The organism is Shewanella waksmanii ATCC BAA-643, assembly GCF_000518805.1.
Lineage (GTDB): Bacteria > Pseudomonadota > Gammaproteobacteria > Enterobacterales > Shewanellaceae > Shewanella > Shewanella waksmanii.
On sequence record NZ_JAEH01000012.1, the window covers coordinates 55,593 to 75,437 of the forward strand.

18 protein-coding genes and 1 pseudogene are annotated in these 19,845 nt (G+C 43.9%); 13 read left to right on the forward strand and 6 right to left on the reverse strand.

The window, feature by feature from the left end; genetic code table 11:
• Nucleotides 1-133 precede the first annotated feature (133 nt).
• Complete coding sequence (locus L865_RS0107685) at nucleotides 134-655, forward strand: hypothetical protein (protein ID WP_028772697.1); 522 nt, start codon at nucleotides 134-136, stop codon at nucleotides 653-655.
• Nucleotides 656-752: 97 nt separating this feature from the next.
• Complete coding sequence (locus tag L865_RS0107690; RefSeq protein ID WP_028772698.1) at nucleotides 753-1,283, forward strand: hypothetical protein; 531 nt, start codon at nucleotides 753-755, stop codon at nucleotides 1,281-1,283.
• On the opposite strand, the pseudogene L865_RS23355 reads toward L865_RS0107690, so the two are convergent.
• Nucleotides 1,284-2,240, reverse strand: a pseudogene (locus L865_RS23355) (IS110 family RNA-guided transposase). It abuts the gene before it with no gap.
• A gap of 343 nt (nucleotides 2,241-2,583) precedes the next feature.
• Here L865_RS23355 and L865_RS0107700 point away from each other — a divergent pair.
• Both L865_RS0107700 and L865_RS25450 read left to right on the forward strand, forming a co-directional pair.
• Entirely contained in the window at nucleotides 2,584-3,501 is a 918-nt protein-coding gene (locus L865_RS0107700) for a leucyl-tRNA synthetase (protein ID WP_028772699.1), read from the forward strand.
• Nucleotides 3,502-3,606: 105 nt separating this feature from the next.
• Nucleotides 3,607-3,960 (forward strand): hypothetical protein, encoded by a 354-nt coding sequence (locus tag L865_RS25450; protein WP_028772700.1) that lies wholly within the window; start codon nucleotides 3,607-3,609, stop codon nucleotides 3,958-3,960.
• Nucleotides 3,961-4,309: 349 nt separating this feature from the next.
• Here L865_RS25450 and L865_RS0107710 read toward each other — a convergent pair whose 3' ends face one another.
• Nucleotides 4,310-5,338 (reverse strand): IS110 family RNA-guided transposase, encoded by a 1,029-nt coding sequence (locus L865_RS0107710; protein ID WP_028772701.1) that lies wholly within the window; start codon nucleotides 5,336-5,338, stop codon nucleotides 4,310-4,312.
• 145 nt (nucleotides 5,339-5,483) lie between these two features.
• Here L865_RS0107710 and L865_RS0107715 point away from each other — a divergent pair, with 145 nt between their 5' ends.
• From L865_RS0107715 to L865_RS0107735, 5 genes are all read left to right on the forward strand, one after another.
• Nucleotides 5,484-6,593 carry a serine hydrolase domain-containing protein gene (locus tag L865_RS0107715; RefSeq protein ID WP_028772702.1) on the forward strand — a complete coding sequence of 370 codons (1,110 nt, stop codon included), beginning with the start codon at nucleotides 5,484-5,486 and terminating at the stop codon, nucleotides 6,591-6,593.
• A gap of 224 nt (nucleotides 6,594-6,817) precedes the next feature.
• A complete protein-coding gene (locus L865_RS23360) occupies nucleotides 6,818-7,117 on the forward strand; it encodes a DUF3088 family protein (RefSeq protein ID WP_037470754.1) in 300 nt (99 codons plus the stop codon).
• 178 nt (nucleotides 7,118-7,295) lie between these two features.
• Nucleotides 7,296-7,829 (forward strand): hypothetical protein, encoded by a 534-nt coding sequence (locus L865_RS0107725; protein ID WP_028772703.1) that lies wholly within the window; start codon nucleotides 7,296-7,298, stop codon nucleotides 7,827-7,829.
• Between the two features lie 35 nt (nucleotides 7,830-7,864).
• Entirely contained in the window at nucleotides 7,865-8,176 is a 312-nt protein-coding gene (locus tag L865_RS0107730) for a hypothetical protein (protein ID WP_028772704.1), read from the forward strand.
• Nucleotides 8,177-8,327: 151 nt separating this feature from the next.
• Nucleotides 8,328-8,759, forward strand: coding sequence for a GNAT family N-acetyltransferase (locus L865_RS0107735; RefSeq protein ID WP_028772705.1), 432 nt, complete (start codon nucleotides 8,328-8,330; stop codon nucleotides 8,757-8,759).
• A gap of 171 nt (nucleotides 8,760-8,930) precedes the next feature.
• Here the strand turns inward: L865_RS0107735 and L865_RS0107740 are convergent, their stop codons facing one another.
• The 3 genes from L865_RS0107740 to L865_RS0107750 all read right to left on the reverse strand — a co-directional run bounded on the left by L865_RS0107740 (nucleotide 8,931) and on the right by L865_RS0107750 (nucleotide 12,099).
• Nucleotides 8,931-9,779 (reverse strand): DUF3108 domain-containing protein, encoded by an 849-nt coding sequence (locus tag L865_RS0107740; RefSeq protein WP_028772706.1) that lies wholly within the window; start codon nucleotides 9,777-9,779, stop codon nucleotides 8,931-8,933.
• 23 nt (nucleotides 9,780-9,802) lie between these two features.
• Nucleotides 9,803-10,153, reverse strand: coding sequence for an MGMT family protein (locus tag L865_RS0107745; RefSeq protein ID WP_028772707.1), 351 nt, complete (start codon nucleotides 10,151-10,153; stop codon nucleotides 9,803-9,805).
• A 230-nt stretch (nucleotides 10,154-10,383) separates the two neighbouring features.
• Nucleotides 10,384-12,099, reverse strand: a complete 1,716-nt coding sequence (locus tag L865_RS0107750) for an MFS transporter (protein WP_028772708.1) — start codon at nucleotides 12,097-12,099, stop codon at nucleotides 10,384-10,386.
• A gap of 150 nt (nucleotides 12,100-12,249) precedes the next feature.
• Here L865_RS0107750 and def point away from each other — a divergent pair, with 150 nt between their 5' ends.
• A complete protein-coding gene (def, locus tag L865_RS0107755) occupies nucleotides 12,250-12,741 on the forward strand; it encodes a peptide deformylase (RefSeq protein WP_028772709.1) in 492 nt (163 codons plus the stop codon).
• Here the strand turns inward: def and L865_RS23365 are convergent.
• Nucleotides 12,738-14,168 carry a sensor histidine kinase gene (locus tag L865_RS23365; protein WP_084632496.1) on the reverse strand — a complete coding sequence of 477 codons (1,431 nt, stop codon included), beginning with the start codon at nucleotides 14,166-14,168 and terminating at the stop codon, nucleotides 12,738-12,740. The two genes, def and L865_RS23365, sit on opposite strands and share 4 nt — an antisense overlap.
• A 140-nt stretch (nucleotides 14,169-14,308) precedes the next feature.
• Between L865_RS23365 and imuA the strand changes: the two genes are divergently transcribed.
• From imuA to L865_RS0107775, 3 genes are read left to right on the forward strand one after another with little or no spacing between them, the layout of a single operon-like run.
• Complete coding sequence (gene imuA, locus L865_RS23370; RefSeq protein ID WP_051484510.1) at nucleotides 14,309-15,097, forward strand: translesion DNA synthesis-associated protein ImuA; 789 nt, start codon at nucleotides 14,309-14,311, stop codon at nucleotides 15,095-15,097.
• Complete coding sequence (locus L865_RS0107770; RefSeq protein WP_028772710.1) at nucleotides 15,094-16,671, forward strand: Y-family DNA polymerase; 1,578 nt, start codon at nucleotides 15,094-15,096, stop codon at nucleotides 16,669-16,671. The genes imuA and L865_RS0107770 overlap by 4 nt, the downstream gene beginning before the upstream one ends.
• Nucleotides 16,672-19,833 carry an error-prone DNA polymerase gene (locus L865_RS0107775; protein WP_028772711.1) on the forward strand — a complete coding sequence of 1,054 codons (3,162 nt, stop codon included), beginning with the start codon at nucleotides 16,672-16,674 and terminating at the stop codon, nucleotides 19,831-19,833.
• Nucleotides 19,834-19,845: the final 12 nt, after the last annotated feature.

Here is a 19,845-nt window from a genome sequence, read left to right on the forward strand (position 1 = left end):
AGTATATTTAACAAAATGCTGATAAGTTCATTGTATACAGATAGTTAACTGTGCGCGTTTTCACTGGTCCAATGTGGTAAACGCGCATGCGCACTAATAAAATGTTATGTTTCCTAAATGATTTGAGATTGATATGAAAAAGAGAATAGAGGTTGTTTTTAGTCAGGAAGATAATTCAATTGATCCTGATCAGCTATCCAAATTTTTACTCTTATTCGGTTCCGTATACAGAGCATCCGCTGAAATCCTTAATGGAGTAAGTGAAAGAGAATTCGTTATTAATCCGAATTTATATATTAAAGAAATCAAAGACTTTTTGAGGGAGGGTGATCAATCAGATGTATGTCAAGTGTCTAAAAACATATCCAATTATGAAATAGTAGGCATTTCATACAATAGCCCCCTTTCTATTTTCACTAGGGGAACGATTGTTGCATTGGTAGCAGCAGTCATTATCAGTGGAGGAAAAGCTGAAGTCTGGGGGGCGAACTTTGAGCTGAATAGTTTAGGTAGTGGTATCGAGCAAATTATTTCCGCATTTAAGCAGCTTGAAGACGACCCGGCGGTAGCAGCTCCTCCGTCTGAAGCTGACATGGGGGTATCGATCGAATCCTCTGATAAAAAAGATGATAATAATGAACTGCCTGCGATCTAAAACATAACAAATCAATCAACTACGCGCCTTAGGCGCCGGACGCAGCAAAGCTGCACCGGTTATTGAAGCGTTATGCGTATTAAAAAATGGAGTGTAAATGTCAATAATTGATGAAATAGCTAAAGCTGTATTTGGGTTTCTTATTATCGGCTTTATAGGTTGGGCTCTATTCCAGCTTTTAATCCTCAATAAAAAGCTATCTGATCGTATTCATGAGCAAAATGACCAAATAGCTATTATTAAATTAGAAAATGTTAATTTAAAAGCGTCTCAAACTGAAATTCAAAAGCAATTCACTGTTCTTACAAACCTGTCGGATGAGCAACGCAAAGAATTAGTTGCGTCAAAATTAAGTGAGCGTTTAGCCGTTACCGATACTGAATTGACTAAACTAAAAGATTTAATGCTTCAAACCCCAGAGAAAGCTGTGAAACTTGAAAGAGTACAATTGAAACAAGAAGCAGAATTTAAGGTATTGAATGGGCAAATTGCATCTCTCAAAGATCAATACAACACATTACAAAACCTTTTATATATATTTGTTGGATTCATAATTTCTGTTTTGTTGTATTTATGGCGCCAATCTCATGTGCAAAATATGCATAACAAGAGACTATGGCGTCAATAGCTAATTTTGAGCTTTTGGCGCTTCCCACATTACACCATCTCTTAGCATCGAATTTAACGTGACAACCATTTTCCTGATACAGGCAATTATCGCCACTTTCTTTGGTTTTCCAGCAGCGACAAGTCGCTGATAAGTTTCTTTGAAAACAGGGTTAGACTGAATCGCAGACATCATCGCCATGTATAAAACGGTTCTGACTTAATGTCTTCCTCCCTGAATTTTTCTTTGGCCTTTGAAGCGACCACTTTCCTTATTCATTGGCGCAACACCCACCAGTGAGCTTGCTTCTTTGTTATTGATATAACCGAGTTCAGGAAGATTACTTATGATTGAAGCCGCCGCTATTTTACCTATCCCTTTCATGCTTTGTAGAATGACGTTTTTGGCCTGATAATCAGGGCATGACTCAATGAGTTTAATGATTTTAACTTCAATTTTTTCTATCTGATTTTTAAAGGCCGTTAAGATGGGTTTGATAGTCATTGCTAGTTCTTTCGGCAGAATTTGAAGTCGGTTTTTCTCCATCGTTTGCATTGCCAATATTTGGTTGCGTCTTGACACTAAATCGCTCATGGCCTGCATTATGTTGGGCTTTAACGTAGATAGTTTAGGTTTAATTGCATCGCCATAATGAGCGATAAGTTGAGCATCTAACTTGTCGGTTTTTGCACGTTGACCAATTGCGCCAGCGAAACGTTTTATGTGTATGGGGTTGGCGATAACGAATGGTAGACAGGCTTCAGAGCAGGCGATGATAAATGGCATTTCTAGTCGACCTGTCGCTTCAATAACGATGCGTTTTGGTGAGTATTGTTTAATCCTTTTTACCGCATCTTTAATACCTTGTTCATCGTTATTAACGGTAAAAAAGATATCGAGTGGCCGAATATAGATGTCGAGTTGAAATTTGCCAGTATCGACACCTACGCTAATGTTTTGATAAGTTTTTGAATTCATAATAAGCTAACTCTTGCTTGCAAATGCGGGTTCGAGACCCAGTAGACTATTCGAGTGTTTTGCTTGGAGTCCTTTGTCGCGTTCTTTCTTGTTATCGGTCTCTCAATAGAGGAGCCATCGCTCAATCGAACTACGACAAGGAAAGCTTTAGTTGCAGCTAAAGCCTGGGTCTCACATTACCCGAAACAGGGAAGTATTTGTAAATCAGGTGGGTTTATTATCCATACAAGGCGCTAAAGGCGGATTCGTAATTGCTGGCTCGGTTCCGCTTCGCTCCACATTTTAGCCAACAATTACTCGCCGCTTAGCGCGGCGTTATGTTCTAAAAGGAAGATTTGGGTTTATGGATAGTAATATTCGTTTCATAAAGTTAGGTGAGGGTGGCGAATGGGAAGCTAGTTGTATTGAAGACGGAACTCTCAGGCTTGGTTATACAAGTCCATTTCATCTAGAGTCACTTAATGGTCAATGGGGTATTGTTAGGGACCATTGGTTAAAAGTACGTGGTGGCAAAGAGCGTGTTGCCTCCAATGATATCAATCAAATTCGAAGCTTTTATGAGGCGAGCGAAAACGACATATGGATTACGTTTTATCAACGTAAAATGTACTGGTGTAAAGCATATTCGCAAGTAGAAGAGCATAGTGATGATCTTAGTCGGGTGCGCAAGGTAATAGGCAATTGGTCGTGTCTGGATGCAAATGGTAAGGAGCTCACGATTGATAACCTTGATGGTCGAGTTTCTAAAGTGCAAGGATATCGCGGAACGATATGTACTGTTGCAATGCAAGAATATTTGCACCGAAAAATCATCGGGCTACCAAATCCCGAGGTTCAAAGAGCAGAACACAGAGTAGATGAATTACTTCATAGTATTGAGCAATTAATCAAAGGCTTGTGGTGGTATGACTTTGAATTGCTAATTGATTTAGTTTTTACTAAATCAGGTTGGCATCGTTATTCAGTATTGGGCAAAACGGAAAAGGATATTGATTTAGACCTGTTTTCTCCAACAACAACTAGGCGTGCTTTTGCTCAGGTAAAATCTTCTACCTCTAAAACTGAATTAGAATGTTATCTCCGAAAGTTTGAAAACTACGAGAACTATGATGAGTTTTTCTTTATTTATCACACCTCTAGTGATGACTTAGAAACATTGTCTTTTGCGGAAAAGCATATACATGTTCTCGGTGGTAAATCATTAGCACGTCTGGTCCTGACTACAGGGCTGGTTCAGTGGTTGATTGAAAAACGAACATAACAAAGCATTTAAGAGTGATTCGCAACGCTTGGCATTTTCGCTTCGCTCAAGTATAGCCAAGCGCTGCTCACACCTTAATGCGGCGTTATGTTTCATGGAGGAAAGATGAAGAATAAACTCGTATTTTTGAGTTACTTACTTTTAGTTTTTTATTCAGTTTCTGCTATTTTTATTCCTAGATATATTAGTAACGATATTCTGTTATTAGACGAATCCGAGCAGCATTCACAAAAATTTATTTCTGATTTAATTCAGTCGGTGGAAGAGAGCGAGGTACCATTGACCAAAGAAATGGTAACTCGGACAATTAGAGGTGCAGGTTTAATTGGTTTGGATGGTTATAAAACGGCTGGCCAAATAGTTGAGCTAATAGAGCAATATGCGTTCATACTATTTGGCCTATTGCTTTTCCATTTGGGAACATTAATGAGCGCGCGGCGTAGAAAAAATGAAACATAACAAGCCGCTGGCGGGGCAACATTTCGCGCCAGTCCAGCCTACTCATTCTGCCCTTTAGCGGGGCTACATGGACTCCCCTTTGTCAAGCAATAGTAATCCCACAACAACAGTGGATCTGACAGCAGCTCTACATTCGGCGTTTGATTAGCTTGCTGCCTAAACAGCTTTTGGCTATCGCCCTGATGATTTGCGCTTGAGCAAAGGTCTCATTCGTTAAACAGTATTACTGACTCTTTCAAGCAAGATGTACTTCCCAACTAACCAGATTCAATTACTCTCGGTCTGACCGTGTTATCGTCAATTGCTAGTGCGTCGACTCGGTGGGGTTAACCGTTTAGGCTAATCCTTTTTACGTTTTTACATAGTTAACTTGATACTCTTGTCCCGATTGTAATAAAGACCAGATTAATCGTGCATTTTTTGCGGCTAGTGCTATTACTGCTCGCTTAAAACCTCGACGCTCGATAAGGGCTTTTACCCATAAGCTTGTGCGGTCCATTTTGTTTGTACAGTTAGCGATGACAGCGCGGGCACCATGTATTAATGAGGTGCGGATATGCTTCTCACCGCGTTTACTTATTCTTCCTAATGTAGGCTTACCGCCTGTTGAATACTGCTTAGGTACCAAGCCTATCCAAGCTGCAAATTGGCGACTAGTTGCAAAATGTTTAGCATCATTGACTGTCGCGACCACAGCTGTTGCGGTGACTTCGCCAATACCTGGTATGGTCATTAATCGTTTGGCGTCTTTCATCTGGTTAGCAAGGGCATAAAGCTTTCGGTCAGACTTTAATATGTCTTGGTTTTGTTGTTTTATGCTAAGCCATAAATCATGAAGCAGTTCGCGGGCTAAATCAGGCAAAACATTGCTAGCATCTTCAAGAATTTCAACAATATGCTTTTGGGCAGGATAACGACCTTTAGGCATAATGATCCCGAATTCAGATAATAGGCCTCGAAGCCGATTAATCATGGCTGTACGGTCTTTGATTTGACCTTGTCTGATGCGATGCAGGCATAAAACGGCTTGTTGTTCTTCGCTTTTAATACTGACAAAGCGTGTTTTAGGTCTGGTCACGGCTTCACATATAGCTTCAGCATCATTGGCATCGTTTTTTTCACTTTGGCGATAGGGAATAACGAACTTAGAAGCCATGATACGGACATCGTGGCCATGTTTAGTAAACTCCCTTGCCCAATAGTGTGCACCTGAGCAAGCTTCCATGCCGATAATACAAGGAGGTATTGAGGCAATTTTAGCTAAGAGCTTGTTTCTTTTAACTATTTTCTTTAGTTTGGTTTTACCGTATTCATCAACACCATGAATGCTAAAAACTAATTTGGCTAAATCGATGCCAATTGCTTTAATTAAGGACATATGGACTCTCCTTGATTGAATGTTCGCACTTTCAATATGGCACATAGTGGCCATTTGGTAAGGGGAGTCCATATCATTCGTTATGTTTTTATCTTACTTCATTGCTTTACCGCAATGAATTGAATGGACTCAAAAGAGAAAAGCTATGATTAAAGTGTTTGTTACAAGTATTGCGTTAATGCTCTTATTCCCCCCCTTTGCGTACGGAACAACCGCACCAGTTGCTGATAAGCTAAACCAGCATATTCAGCACTATGTTGAAGATGAGAAGTTTCAAGGTGCAGTGCTGCTTGCTCAACAAGGTAAGGTGCTTTTTAAGCAAGCTTATGGCTATGCAGATATTGAAAATGAAATACCAAATACAACGCAGCATCAGTTCCTTATTGGCTCGATGACTAAGTCATTCACCGCAGTTGCTGTAATGCGCTTGGTGGAACAAAACAAACTTGATTTACATGCGCCTATTGCCACTTATATTCCAAAGCTTGATAGTAAACTGGCAAGCGGACTGACTTTACATCTCTTACTCAAGCATCAATCTGGATTAACACGGCATTTAGAGCACCTTGCAAGCTTTGAAGAAAAAGATGTCACCTCAAGTGAAATTCTCGGTATTATCAACACATCAGAGCAATCATTTAAGCCAGGAACACAGTACGAATACGGTAACTTAAATTATCATCTTATTGCACTCATTATTGAAAATGTCACCGGTAAGAGCTACGCAGAGGCGATGCATACATTAGTTTTCGCGCCACTTGAGATGCAGCATTCTGGTGTTGAGCGTATCGCTAACCCTCCCAAGAATCGTGCTAATGGTTATCGAAAAAGTGTGTTTGGCATCAATAGAGATGAAAATATTGTTTCTTATGCGCTTGGCTCAGGCGATATCTACTCGACTGTGGAAGATTTACTCAAGTGGGAGCAAGCTCTCTATACACCTGGCTTCTTGTCGCAACAGAGCATTGACCTGATGTTTAAGGGGGAAAACAAAGCGCTGGGGTATTATGGCTATGGCTTTAGAATCCGAGAATATCAACGTAGTCGTGAGCATAACAATTTAGGGAAATTGACTCGTCATGGCGGTTCTATGGATGGCTTTTCATCAAACTTACATCGTTATACCGACGATCAACTTACAGTGATTATTCTGGCTAACGTACGCAGATTCTCAATACGTACCTTAACCTTCGAACTAAAAGAAATCGCGCTTGGTGTTGATAGCATGCAGCGAAGTCGATCGTCGTTTGAATAACACGAACGAATAATATAAGGAGGGTAATGATAGACAGCTGAGACTGACGAACTGAAACTTTGATATAGTGTAGCGTCATAATAAAAAACAAAAATTTAAAAGCAGACTGCTAGCTGTTTGCTTGGTTTAGGTACACTACACATTTTTAGCCAACCATTACTTAGCCCGTTACTGCGCGTTAGGCTTTCTGGCAATTTGTTCATATCAACTTAGAGTAGTAATTGATGAAACCAAAATTATTTATCTTAAAAATGCCATTTGAAGATGGTCCCGGAAAAATGTGGATATGCTCACATTGTGCACTTATTGAGGGTGCATTGTCAGTAAACACGCATTGGGAGGATAGCGTGGAAGTTAGCCGTATAGAGTTTCCAAAACCAAGAAAAGAAGTAGTGGATATATTGGGTGAAGAAAACCAATGGCTTCCTGTGCTGATACTTGAAAATAATAAGACGATCACTGATCCAGTGGAAATTATTAACTATTTAGCAAATGAATTTGGTGGGGCTGCGGCACACCCATAGTGAGAGTGTAGTAGTCTAACAACAATATAAACAATGGCTTAATGCAGTTGGTTTTGACTACTTCATCACTTAGTTGTAGCCACCTATATTTTCCCGTCATTAGGGAGTTATGTTTATTTGTTTCATTGTTTTGCCGTAATGTCGTTACCGCTCGTTTTAGAAAAGGAAGTCAAAAACTATGAAAACACTCAAATTGTTATTGTTAACAATTGCGGTTGTCATGCTCATGTTAGTCCTCTCATATGAAAAAATAATTACTCATGTACTGCTACCTCAGTATATCTCCTGGGCCCATGATATCGATGCGCAAGCGGAATATATTGGCGCGCCATTGGATGAAAAACAGTTATTGTTAGCCAGCGAAATTGGTATTAAGTTCCCAGAAAAAGTAAGAATTGTTTATGTTGATGAAGTACCTTTTCCTTACGAAAATTTTGCTTTAAAAGTACTAGGTGAAGCGCTTGGTTTTGTCGGCGAAGGAATCGTTAATAATGCTCAAGTTTTTGGCTATTCTATCTATAGCAGAAAAGGTTACCAATTAGATAGACCAAAGCTCGCCCACGAGCTGGTGCATGTGCTACAAGTTGAAAGATCAAGTTTTGCCGCTGTGACAACTCAACACTTCTCTGATATGGCAAAGTATGGCTACGACAAAGCACCTTTGGAGCTCGAAGCCGCTAAAGCAAACGAGCAGTATAGTGGCGCATATTAATCAAAGCAGAAAACACATTAGATTGGGACAGTATAATGCCAAATATAGGACATGTTCAGTATTGTAAAGGAGATAAGCCCAATGAACTCAAAGCCGTTTGGGTACATGCTGATTACGGCCAAGGAACCGGTTTGGCGATTGGTGATTCCAACACTCACTTTGAGGGTAACTATCTAATTGAGTACTTCGATGAAAGTGGAACAGTATTGGCTAAACTTGATTTAGAAATAGTGAGCAATGGTACTAGCTTTCACTTAACTTGGCGTAAAGATGGGGGAGTGACTAGCCTAGGAGTTGGATTGGAAAGTTCTGGCATACTATCGGCCGGCTATTATGATGTAGTTTGAGCGATATCAAGCCCCAAAAAAGCGGGCTGTTTTTACGTCTCACTTTGTAAGGGCAAGTGTAGATAGGCCTGAGTTGAAACAGCTAAAATAGCGCCCTCGCGGCTGCACATCAATTCAGTCAAACATTTCAATCAAACTCAGAGAGAATACAATGATTGTAGAAAATGTGCTTCCTGAATATTATGCAGAAATGTTGAGTGTTTGGGAAAATTCAGTGCGAGCAACTCATGACTTCATAACAGAAGAAGATATCGCGTTTTTTAAACCGATTATCATTGAGCAGGCTTTTCCTGCTGTCACATTAAGGTGTGTAAAAAATGGCAATGGTTCAATTTTAGGTTTTGTGGGTGTCCACGACTCAAAAATTGAAATGTTGTTCATCTTAAATGAGGCAAGGGGGCAAGGTGTTGGTAAAGTATTGTTGCAATACGCAATAGCACAATTAGGTGCAACCAAGGTTGACGTAAATGAGCAAAACCCACAAGCGGTAGGCTTTTATGAGCATATGGGGTTCAACGTCGTTTCACGTTCGCCACTTGATGATATGGGAAAACCTTTTCCAATTCTTCATATGACAAGATAGTGCTCGGTTTGTCGTAATTCAGTTTGCTAGTAGAAACGCCCAAAGCTAATAACTTTGGGCGTTTCCGTATGTGCTAGAAATAAATTGGCTTAATCGCTTGAGCCGTTAACTGGCTATCACTGCAATGTTGAAGTGCAGTGCGACCAAGCGATTGATGTTAGTTATTGGGAGTTAAGGGTTATTTTCCGATAAGCCTTGGCCTAAATCTTTGGTTAAATCCTCTTCAACTTCTTCCATGAGGGCCTGTGCGGCTTCGGCATCTGCGGGCTGGGCTGCGCTTTCGGCAATGCCGGCCATTGGTCCCTTATCAAACTTGTAGTTGAGCAGTTTTATGTCCAGCTGCTTGCTGCCGCGCTCGAAGTGAGTGAGGCGCACCGGCAAATAACCCAGTTCGGGTGCCATCCAGAAGAATGTTTGGCGTTTTTTACTGTTACGCACCACTTCTATTTTTACGGTTTCATAGCTACCACTTTCAATGTTGAGACGCTCTTTTGAGACAACATTAAAATCGTACTCATCAATTTCACCTTCTTTGACCATTTTAAAGTTAAGGTGCTGCTTACCTTCAGCCATCTCCATTCTAAATTGCAGTTGCACCATTAATGGGTCGTACAGTGTTTCGGTATAAGGCAGCTTGGCACGCTCATCTTTGTAGCGACTGTGCACCGCTTGTTGACCTTTGGCAAAGGCAGCTTGCTCTTGAAAGTCTGAGCCTGTGCCACTGCGACGATGAATGTAACGCAGCGGATGCAGTTGGTTATCTTGCAGCGAAAAGTCACTGGTGACCGTGCGTCTATCAGACAGCAGTAATAAGCTCACATCGCTGTCAAAACGGTAATGATAGAGATTGTCTTGTGGGGCGTTGAGAATATAGCGAGCCTTGCCCAATTCAATACTGCCATAGTTAACTTGGTATTCGGCAGTGTGTGGCGTCAATGGGCTGTAAGCAGCGAACGATGCAAAGCTAACCGATAGGGTTAACAAGCTACTTAAGGCGATGAGTTTATTTTTTAACGACAATACTAACTCCTGATCGGATGAAATTAAAAAGCCAGTTGCATGACTAAAGTTGCCATATCTGGCTGCCACATATATTGAGCTTTCGCTACTCGGCCGTTTTTGACATCAATACCTTCTAAACGCAATAACATCATCTGCTCTGCAAAAGCCTCAGTTTCTTTGTTGAAGGCAATTTTACCTTGGCTGTTTAATACGCGGTGCCAAGGTAAGTTTAACTCATCACTGGCGAGTTTGAGCGCGCGTGATACATAGCGAGCTCTGCCTGGTAAACCGGCGAGATCTGCAATAACGCCGTATGAGGAGATTTTTCCGTGGGGTATTAACGCCACCACTTGCCAAATTCGCTCAGCATTAGAAAGGCTTGGTTTGTCCATTACTTGCCTCAATTTATCAATTGTGTTCGATATTACTGATAACTGCAAAGCGATACCAGTGATAACTGTCCTATGTGATGTGGCTGTTTCACTGCTGTGAACTTGTTGTGATGTAAGGGTAAGTGGCGGGGCGGATTAAGCAATAAAAAACAGCAGACCTGAGGGTCTGCTGTTGCGGGATGAGTGGATATTGTTGGGTGTCAGTCTAAGCGGACCCAAGCCTAAGGGAACTATGACACGGTTTGGGCGTGACTGTTTTCAGTGATGCTATCCATCACGCCGAAACGATGAAACAGGACTAAACCTAATGCGGTTAAGCCGCCAAAGGCGCCAATGATGTACCACATAAGATCAGGCCGCTGCGCTGCCTTAGCGACTTCACTATATAGATAGCCAGATAGCGGGCCTGCCAACAAAAAGCCAATGGCTGATGAGACAAAGTAGTAGCCCATAAACATGGCTTTTTTATCGCTAGGGGCAAAACTGGCAACGTACTCTTGGCTTTTCGGCGATGCCACCATTTCACCCAAAGAGAACACTAAAATAGAGGTCAGTACCATCGCGCCACCCATGAGCATACCAGTAGCCAGTCCGCCAAGGGCGGTACCCATTGCCAGAATGAGGGTTCCAGCAACCAAAATAGGTAAGGCTTGGTATTTCTCAATAGTGCGGCTGACAAGTATTTGTAGTAACACAATAGACAGGAAGTTGAGACCGATGAGGTACTCTGGGTTAACCTGTCTATATTGCTGTGCCCAATTAGCAGCAACTGATGAGGCGCTGTCTGTGTCAGTCGCTATGGCAGCGAGCGCTTGGGTAATTTCAGCTTGAGGCACCATCACTTTACTGTGTACTAATTCAAAATAGGCTTGTTCGACATTGATGTTAGCTTGGCTGAACTCTGCTGCTAGCCGCACTAACTCGGTTTGTAAGTGCAGTTGATCAACTGGGGCCAAAAAGGTTTGCAAGTCTGGGTAACTGGCTAGGGCAATCACCAAATCTGAGGTATCAACAAAGTCTCTGATAAAAATTGGTAAGGTAATAAAGATTTGCTGATACACCATCCAAAAGCCAGATAAGATAAGCAAGTAGGTGACAAAGGGTTTATTGCCGACGCGAATTTTTTGGCGATACCAAGCTGCATTGGGTTGTTTGCTAGCACTGATGTTCCATAAATAATGGCCGGCAAACCAAACGATATACAGCATGGCGGTGGTTTGGCCATCGAGCCATTTAGCGCCGTAGGCCATTAGGATGATCAAGCTGCCAAAAAAAATTAGCGCAAAACGGGCATTACCCAGTACTTCTTGAATATCCTGCATAACTTGTTTTAAAGGACGACCTTTTTGCTGCGCTTGATCTGTGGGTTCTTCATAGAAGAACAACGCCGGAATAAAGTTTAGCGCTATCCAGAAAGATGACATGATAAATACCCAGTCCCAGCTAATTGCTCGTACGTAACCGGCAATAAATGGCCCGAGGAAACCGCCGATATTGACCATCATGTAGAAAATGCCAAAGCCAAGGCCACGGTTACTACTGTCGGTGGCTCTGGCAATGGTACCTGTAACTACCGGTTTAAAGCAGGCGGCCCCCACAGCGACCCCCATAAAAGCGAAAAAGAAGCCGGAAAAACTGCTGACCTGACCCAGCAAATAGTAACTTGGACACATAATGGCATAGGCGATGATGAACATTTTTCGATAGCCATAACGGTCAGCTAAGGCGCCAGTGAGTACAGGAAAAAGGTAGAGAAAGAATGGAATCATACCTTGCAGTAAGCCACGCTCTTGCTCATTAAAGCCAAGTCCGCCCTGATTGGCGGGTGAGGTCATGTAAAGCGAAGATAAGGTAAAAAAGCCATACCAGGCCAGTCGCTCAAATATCTCCATGGTATTGGCAACATAAAATGTGCGCGGTAAGGGGGTACGTGCAGAAGATGACATAATACAGTCCGTATATTTTATACAATTGGTTCATGCTACTGACTATTTCTGATAAATACAAGGCGATGCAGGTATCGGCTTAACAGGTTAAGCTTGCCTTTAGTGTGACATTCGTCATAATGGCGCAAATTTTTTAAAAGATGATTTACCATGGCCGTACTTGATATTTTGACCATTCCAGATGAACGCCTTAAACGTAAAGCCGTTGCTGTTAGCGGTGTCGCTGCGATTGGTGGTTTTATTGATGATTTATTGGAAACCATGTATCACACCGACGATGGTATTGGTCTTGCTGCTACCCAGGTTGGCAGTACCGATGCAGTGTTAGTGATTGACCTGTCCAGTGAGCGCAATCAACCGCTAGTATTGGTTAACCCAGAGTTAGTAGAAGGGCGAGGTGAGTTTGTTGGTGAAGAAGGTTGCTTATCTATTCCGGGTTATCGCGCTAAAGTGTCTCGCTTTGAGTATGTCAAAGTTAAAGGTCTTGATCGTGACGGTCAGCCTATAGAAGTGGAGTCTGATGACTTTCTCGCAATAGTGTTGCAGCACGAGATGGATCATCTGCAGGGCAAAGTGTTTATTGAGCACCTATCTAAGATGAAACAGCAAATTGCCCTGAGAAAAGTGAAGAAGTTTGCTTAACTAACCAGCGGCGCACTAAGCTGAGCCGAGGTTTTCTTCGGCTCTTGTTCGGCGTTAGGGTGATTCACCGGTAACGTCAAAGTTAATACCAGCCCCCCCTGCGGGTGGTTACTTGCAACCACCTCGCCAGCTAACAGTTTCATACATTGCTTCACAATGGCCAGTCCTAACCCAAAGCCACCTTGGCTTGAGTGTCTGGCTTCATCTAACCGGGTAAAAGGATTAAACAGGTTGGTCAGCTCTTCTGCTGGAATGCCTGGGCCATTATCGGCAATGGTTATCTGTAATTGCTGTGCGACTAACTGTGTTTCAATATGAATTTCGCAATGTTCACCCGCATATTTAAGGGCATTACGCACAATGTTTTCAATGGCTCTGCAGAGATGCTGACGGTCGGTAAACAGCGTTAGGGGATCATGGTTATGCCAATGGATCTGTTGCTCTTCTTTGGCTTCAAATTGACAGTCTTGCTGAATCTGCGCTTGCAGGGCACCCACATCAAATTGGCTGCAGTTTAGTTGAATATAAGCGTTGTTTAAGCGGCTAAAGTCTAGAATGGTATTAATTAAGCTCGACATTTGTGCGCCTTCTGCGCGCAAACGGGCAATGGCGCTTTGATGGCGCTCATCTAATTGTCCTTCGAGTAAATGCAGCGCGAGCTCTTGTCTTGCCAGTGGGGTACGTAGCTCATGGGACACATCTCTTAATAGTCGTTTTTGGTTCTGCATGCCTTGTTGCAGTTGTTCAGCCATATGATCAAACTCAGCGGCCAGATGATAAAACTCAGGCTCCTTAGTTGAAAAGTGGTTGGCAATACGGGTGTCGAGCTTACCTTGTGCCAGCGCTTCAGTTCCCCGTTTGAGGTGTTGAAGCGGGGTAATAAGGTAGCGGCTTAGTAGGTAACTAAACAGCAGCAACACGGTAATGCCAACAATAGTGCGAATGGTCCACAGCGCGGTATTGAGTTGTTGGGCTGGGTGCAGGTCGGCATTAAGTTGGACCACTAAACTCAATGGCTGCTGGTCATCTAAGGTGTCAGCGAGAGGTAAAGCAATGAGTGGCTTACGGACTCTGTCGCCCATAGGTTGTTGGATCTGTCTTGAAAACTGCAATTTAAAAACAAAGTGTGGGTGCATTGCGCGCTGGCTAATGGCTTGGTTTTGTGGGTCTAAGGTATAGAGCGTAAAAGCTTGCTCGCTTTCCCATTGGGCTAACCCGGCAATGTCTTTACGCTGAATATATTGGTTAGCTTGTTCAGCCAGCGTATGGAGCTGCTGCTGAGTTGCTGGAGATAGTGTCAGTAAGCGGCTGAGAATTAAACTCTCAATGCCGGTTGCGATTAATAATATTGCCAGTAAAGAGACAGCAAAAAAACTAAATACTCGGATCTGCAAATGTGAAAACAGCTTGTTGAATGACGCTGACATACCCATACCAAATAAAAACGATTCTCATTAATGTTAACTTTTTATACTTAGGATCGCTATGGGATCTTAGCGTTATTGTGGTTGAGATCTGCAAATTTCACATTATACTGTATATATGTACAGTATAGTGTGAGAATGTCATGAAAGCAGAACCGATATCTCAGGTTGATGAGCATCAACAAGCAACTGCGTTGGACAGTTTATTGAGCCGAGAAGATCTTTGGCGTGGCCAGCAATGGCAGCAGCAATCTGACTGCTTAAGCAGTGGTTATACCAGCTTAGATGAAGTATTAGCGGGTCAAGGTTGGCCAAGCTCTGGCGTTTGTGAACTCTTGAGCGATCAAGTTGGTATTGGCGAATTGACGTTGTTGCTGCCGTTGATTGCGCAGCACATTCCTTTAAGTGGCACGGCTGACAAGCAGCGTAATGGGGCGGTAGCACTTGTTGCACCTCCGTTTATTCCCTTTGCCGCAGGCTTGGCCCAGCACAATATTGATGTTGAGCGGATCGTATGGGTGGACTGTATTGATCGCAAAGAACAACTGTGGGCGTTAGAACAAGCATTAGCCAGTGGCGTGTGCCAGTTAGCCTTAATTTGGCTGTCTACACTGTCAGTCACTGAGTCTCGGCGTTTACAGCTAGCATGCGAAAAGGGTCATAGCTTGTGCTTTTGTTATTTGCCTAGCCATTTAGCATCCCAATCGCACCCTGTGCAGTTACGAATTCAATTACACCGTGACTATAACAAAACCGTCGATAATGCCGCTACAGAGCTGACGATTGTGAAGCGCCGTGGTGGTTGGCCAATTGCGGGTTTTGAGCTTTCACTGTTGCCGCGATACTTAGCTTACAGCGATTGGCAAAAATCGCCTTCAAAACCTGAGCATTCAGTGAGTAGCGATATTATTCAGGGGCCTTGGTCATCATGATTTGGCTGGCGATCTATTTTCCTAGCGGTGTATTGCAGTATCAGCGCTTATGTCACGATATTAGTGCGGCGCGGCCTGTGGCTTTTTATGACCCACAGCAATTGACCATTTTGGCGGTTGAGGGAGCAGATAAAGCTGTCACTGTGGGTTTGAGCGTGGCGACAGCTCAAGCCTTATGCGCAGAACTAGTCTTGATTGAGTACCAATCAAATTTAACTGAACAGTACACCGATTGGCTGGCTAAGTGGAGCTATAGCTACAGTGCACGAGTGGTTATTCCATCGTGTGCGATACAATCACAATGCCGGGGCGATAGCACCCAAGTGATGGATGTATTACTGCTAGAAGTGGGCTCGATGCAGCAGGTGTTTTCAGGGCTGGACAATTTACTTCATCAGTATGCCACTCAAGCCAGTGGTTATGGTTTTCGCTGGCAGATGGTGTTAGCTGAGCATCCACTTATGGCACAGTTATTGGCGGTACATCGACCGCAATTAACCAGTGAGTCAGAGTTAATATCAGCACAGGGAAGCACTGCTGTGCAGCGCGTCTATGAAACTAAAGCGGCTTTGAGTCAGCTTAAAGCATTAGCAATATCGACGCTGCCGGTAGAGCCAAGTGTTATTCAACGTTGCCAGCAAATGGGTCTTAATACCATTGCGGCATTAATGGCCTTGCCACGGGCTGAGTTAGGGCGGCGCTTTGGTGAGTCGCTGCTGAGTTTGCTCACTCAATTGCAGGGGCGTATCGAGGTTCCGCAATGCTTCTACACACCGGCAGAGACTTACCAGCAAAAAATGAGCTTAATGTATGATGTTGAGCATATTGAAGGGGTGTTGTTTCCCTTAAGCCGGATGCTGAGTCAACTCAGTGATTATCTATTGCAGCGGCAGTTAGCTATTTTGCGTTTGCAGCTCACTTTAGCGTATCGCGATAATGAGTTGCCGCCTTTGTCGTTGTTGATTCATTACCCGTTTGCGGAGCATCGCTGTGACAGCTTACTGGCATTGTGCCGTCTGCAACTTGAGCGTCAGACTTTATACTCTCCGGTGGTTGCGCTACAACTCGATGTGTCTAGTTTTGTTGAACAGCACTTAGATGAAGACTGCTGGTGGCAGCAGCGGGGAGTAAGTGCTGAGATCCGCCAACTATTTGCAACTTTAGAGGCAAGGTTAGGTGAGCATTGTGTTAAAGGGTTGGCGATGGCCAGTCATCATCTCCCTGAGCAGAGTTGCCAAGTCAAGCCGTTAACACAGTGGGGACAATGTGGATCTCGTTTGGCTTTAAGTGACTTGAGCCATAAAACCGCAGGAATTGCTTATGACAGACTCGCTGCAGAGCGTACTGCCTCCTATGACACCTTAGGCTTGTTTCGGCCGAGCTTTTTACTCAAGCAGCCACAACCGCTTGCTCTGCACGAATTTACCCGCTTAAAAGGGCCAGAACGTATTAGTCCACCTTGGTGGCTGACACAACATGACAGAGATTACTACATTGCGGCGCATATTGATGGCGGGCTTTGTTGGGTTTTCTATGACGGACAAGACTGGTTTCTACAGGGCTGGTTTAGTTAAATGTACGCCGAGCTTCATACTTTATCTAATTACAGCTTTTTACGTGGTGCTTCTCACCCTCAGGAGCTGGTGGCACAGGCGGCAGCGCTAGGTTATCAAGCATTGGCATTAACCGATGAGTGTTCATTATCTGGGGTTGTTAAAGCCCATGATGCGGCGAAGCAACACGGCATTAAATTGATTATTGGTGCCGAGTTTCAACTGCCACAAGGGGTATTTGTGTTACTGGCACCTAATCGCCGTGCATATGGGCAGATAAGCCAGCTGATCACTTTAGCCCGCCGACGTGATGAAAAGGGCAGTTATCAACTGCGTTTTTCAGATATGTTGACCCGCCTTGATGAAACAATATTGCTCTGGCGACCTGCAAGCCCTGAGCAGCTGCAGATGAGCTATCAGGTGGCCAATGATGCCGATGTCTGTGAGCCAAGCAGTAGGGAGAATGTGCAAAGCCAGATTGAACAGCAGGCCCAAGCTTATTATCAGGCACAGTTGCAGCAACTGATGCAGCAGCTAAAGCGGGCTTTTTCCGATAGGTTGTACATATTGATGGAGCGACAGTTACTGGGCTCTGAAGCTTGGCGTATGCAGGTATGGCAAATGTTGGCAGAGCAACAACAGGTTGCGTGCGTTGCCGCAGGTGGTGTGCGTATGCACCATAAACAGCGGCGTATGCTACTTGATGTTCTGACTTGTATTGGTCACGGCACTGAACTTGAAAAAGCAGGCAGTTTGCTTAGTGCCAATGCCGAGAGCAGTTTTAAGTCGCTAGAGGAACTGGCTAGGCGCTATCCACAAGCTTGGCTAGATAACAGCATTAATATTGCCAATGCCTGTGATTTTAGCCTTGATGAGCTTAAGTATGAGTATCCATCTGAGGTGATCCCTACGCAGATGAATGCCAGTGACTATTTAGAGCAAGAGGTGAAAAAAGGCGCTTTAAAGCGATTTCCTCAAGGAGTGCCAGAGTCAGTTGCAAAGCAATATCACAAAGAGCTGAGCTTAATTAAGCAGATGCAGTATGAATATTTCTTTCTGACCATTTATGACATAGTTCAGTTTGCTAAGCAGCAACACATTTTACACCAAGGACGAGGCTCGGCCGCCAATTCTGTGGTGTGTTATTGCTTAGGAATAACAGAAGTTGATCCCACAAAGATCAACATGCTGTTTGAGCGCTTTATCTCTAAAGAGCGTAATGAACCGCCAGATATTGATGTTGATTTTGAACATGAACGTCGTGAAGAGGTGATTCAGTATATTTACCGCAAATATGGCCGCGATCGCGCCGCGTTGGCGGCAACAATCATTAGCTATCGTTTTAAAAGTGCGATGGCGGATGTGGGCAAAGCACTGGGGCTAGATCATCAAACCGTAGATCGCATGGTTAAACAAGTTGATCGCCGTGATGCGAGTGAGTCTTGGCAACAGCAATTGCAGCAAAAACAGCAAGTGCCCGCACAGGGACTTGGCCGGTATTTACTGCCGCTGGTGGAAGAGATCCTCGGCTTCCCCCGGCATTTATCGCAACATGTTGGTGGGTTTATCATTTCAGCTGGTCCGTTATCTGAGCTGGTGCCCATTGAAAATGCGGCCATGCAAGACAGAACCGTGATCCAATGGGATAAGGATGATTTAGAGTCGCTAGGCTTGCTGAAAGTGGATGTACTGGCCTTAGGTATGCTAACAGCCATTCGCAAGTGTTTTAGCTTATTAGGCGATGAGCAGCAGCCATTTACGATGGCGCAGGTGCAATGGGAACAAGCTGAGGTTTATCAAATGCTGCAACGAGGCGACAGTATTGGGGTGTTTCAGGTTGAGTCTCGTGCGCAAACCTCAATGCTACCTAGGCTAAAACCACAGAACTATTATGACCTGGTGGTGCAGATAGCCATAGTGCGTCCAGGGCCAATTCAGGGCGATATGGTTCACCCTTATCTACGTCGGCGAGATGGCATTGAAAGTGTCTCTTACCCGAGTGCGGCAGTTGAGTCGGTATTGTCGCGCACACTGGGAGTGCCTATTTTTCAAGAGCAGGTGATTGAGCTGGCAATGGTGGCCGCGGGCTTTAGTGGTGGTGAAGCCGATCAGCTTAGGCGGGCAATGGCCAGTTGGAAGCGTTCTGGTGAGCTGCAACAGTTTGAAAATAAGCTGCTACAGGGGATGGCGGAGCGGGGCTACAGCGCCGATTTTGCCGCGCAGATCTATCGGCAGATTAAAGGATTTGGTGAATATGGCTTTCCTGAATCCCATTCTGCCAGTTTTGCTTTGCTGGCATACGTTTCGGCTTATTTAAAATATCATTATCCTGCGGCATTTTGCTGCTCGTTACTCAATAGCCAACCTATGGGATTTTACAGCCCTTCACAGTTGATCCAAGATGTGAAACGTCATGGTGTTGTGGTATTGCCCATTTGTGCCAATCATAGTTTGTGGCAGCATGAGTTGGTGCAGTGGCAAGGCAAAGCGGCTATTCGTTTGGGGTTTCGTTTAATTAAAGGCTGCCAACAACAGTCGATGCAAGCGCTGATTACCGCGCGCCCCGAAGGTGGCTTTAGTTGTTTAGATGACTTGTATCAGCTGGGGGTCAATCGCCATGAGCTAGAACTGCTTGCCAGTGCCGATGCGTTTAAACAGCTAAGTGGTCATCGCCACCAAGCCCGTTGGCAGCTTTCTGCCTATCAACCTAGCTTACCGTTATTTGATGATGTCGAGCCAAATGAAAGTGATGTAACACTGGCTGAGCCTTCGGTACTGGAGAGCTTAAAAAGTGATTATCATTATACTGGGGTAACCCTTGGGACTCATCCGATGGCACTATTAAGGCCAAAGCTAGGTCACTGTGTCAGTGCTGTCGATATTGAAACTTGTCGCCATGGACAAGTGGTGAGTGTTGCGGGATTAGTGGTCGGCCGCCAGCGTCCGGGAACTGCTTCAGGGGTAACCTTTGTGACTCTGGAAGATGAGACCGGTAATATCAATGTGATTGTTTGGAGTGCCACGGCAAAAGCACAACGTCAGGCATATTTGGTGTCAAAAATTTTGAAGGTAACAGGGGTGTTTGAAACACAATCTGGGGTTTGCCATATTATTGCGGGTAGATTAGAGGATATTTCTGATCAGTTAGGGCCATTAAATTTGAGCTCGCGTGATTTTCACTAATTGGTATACTGT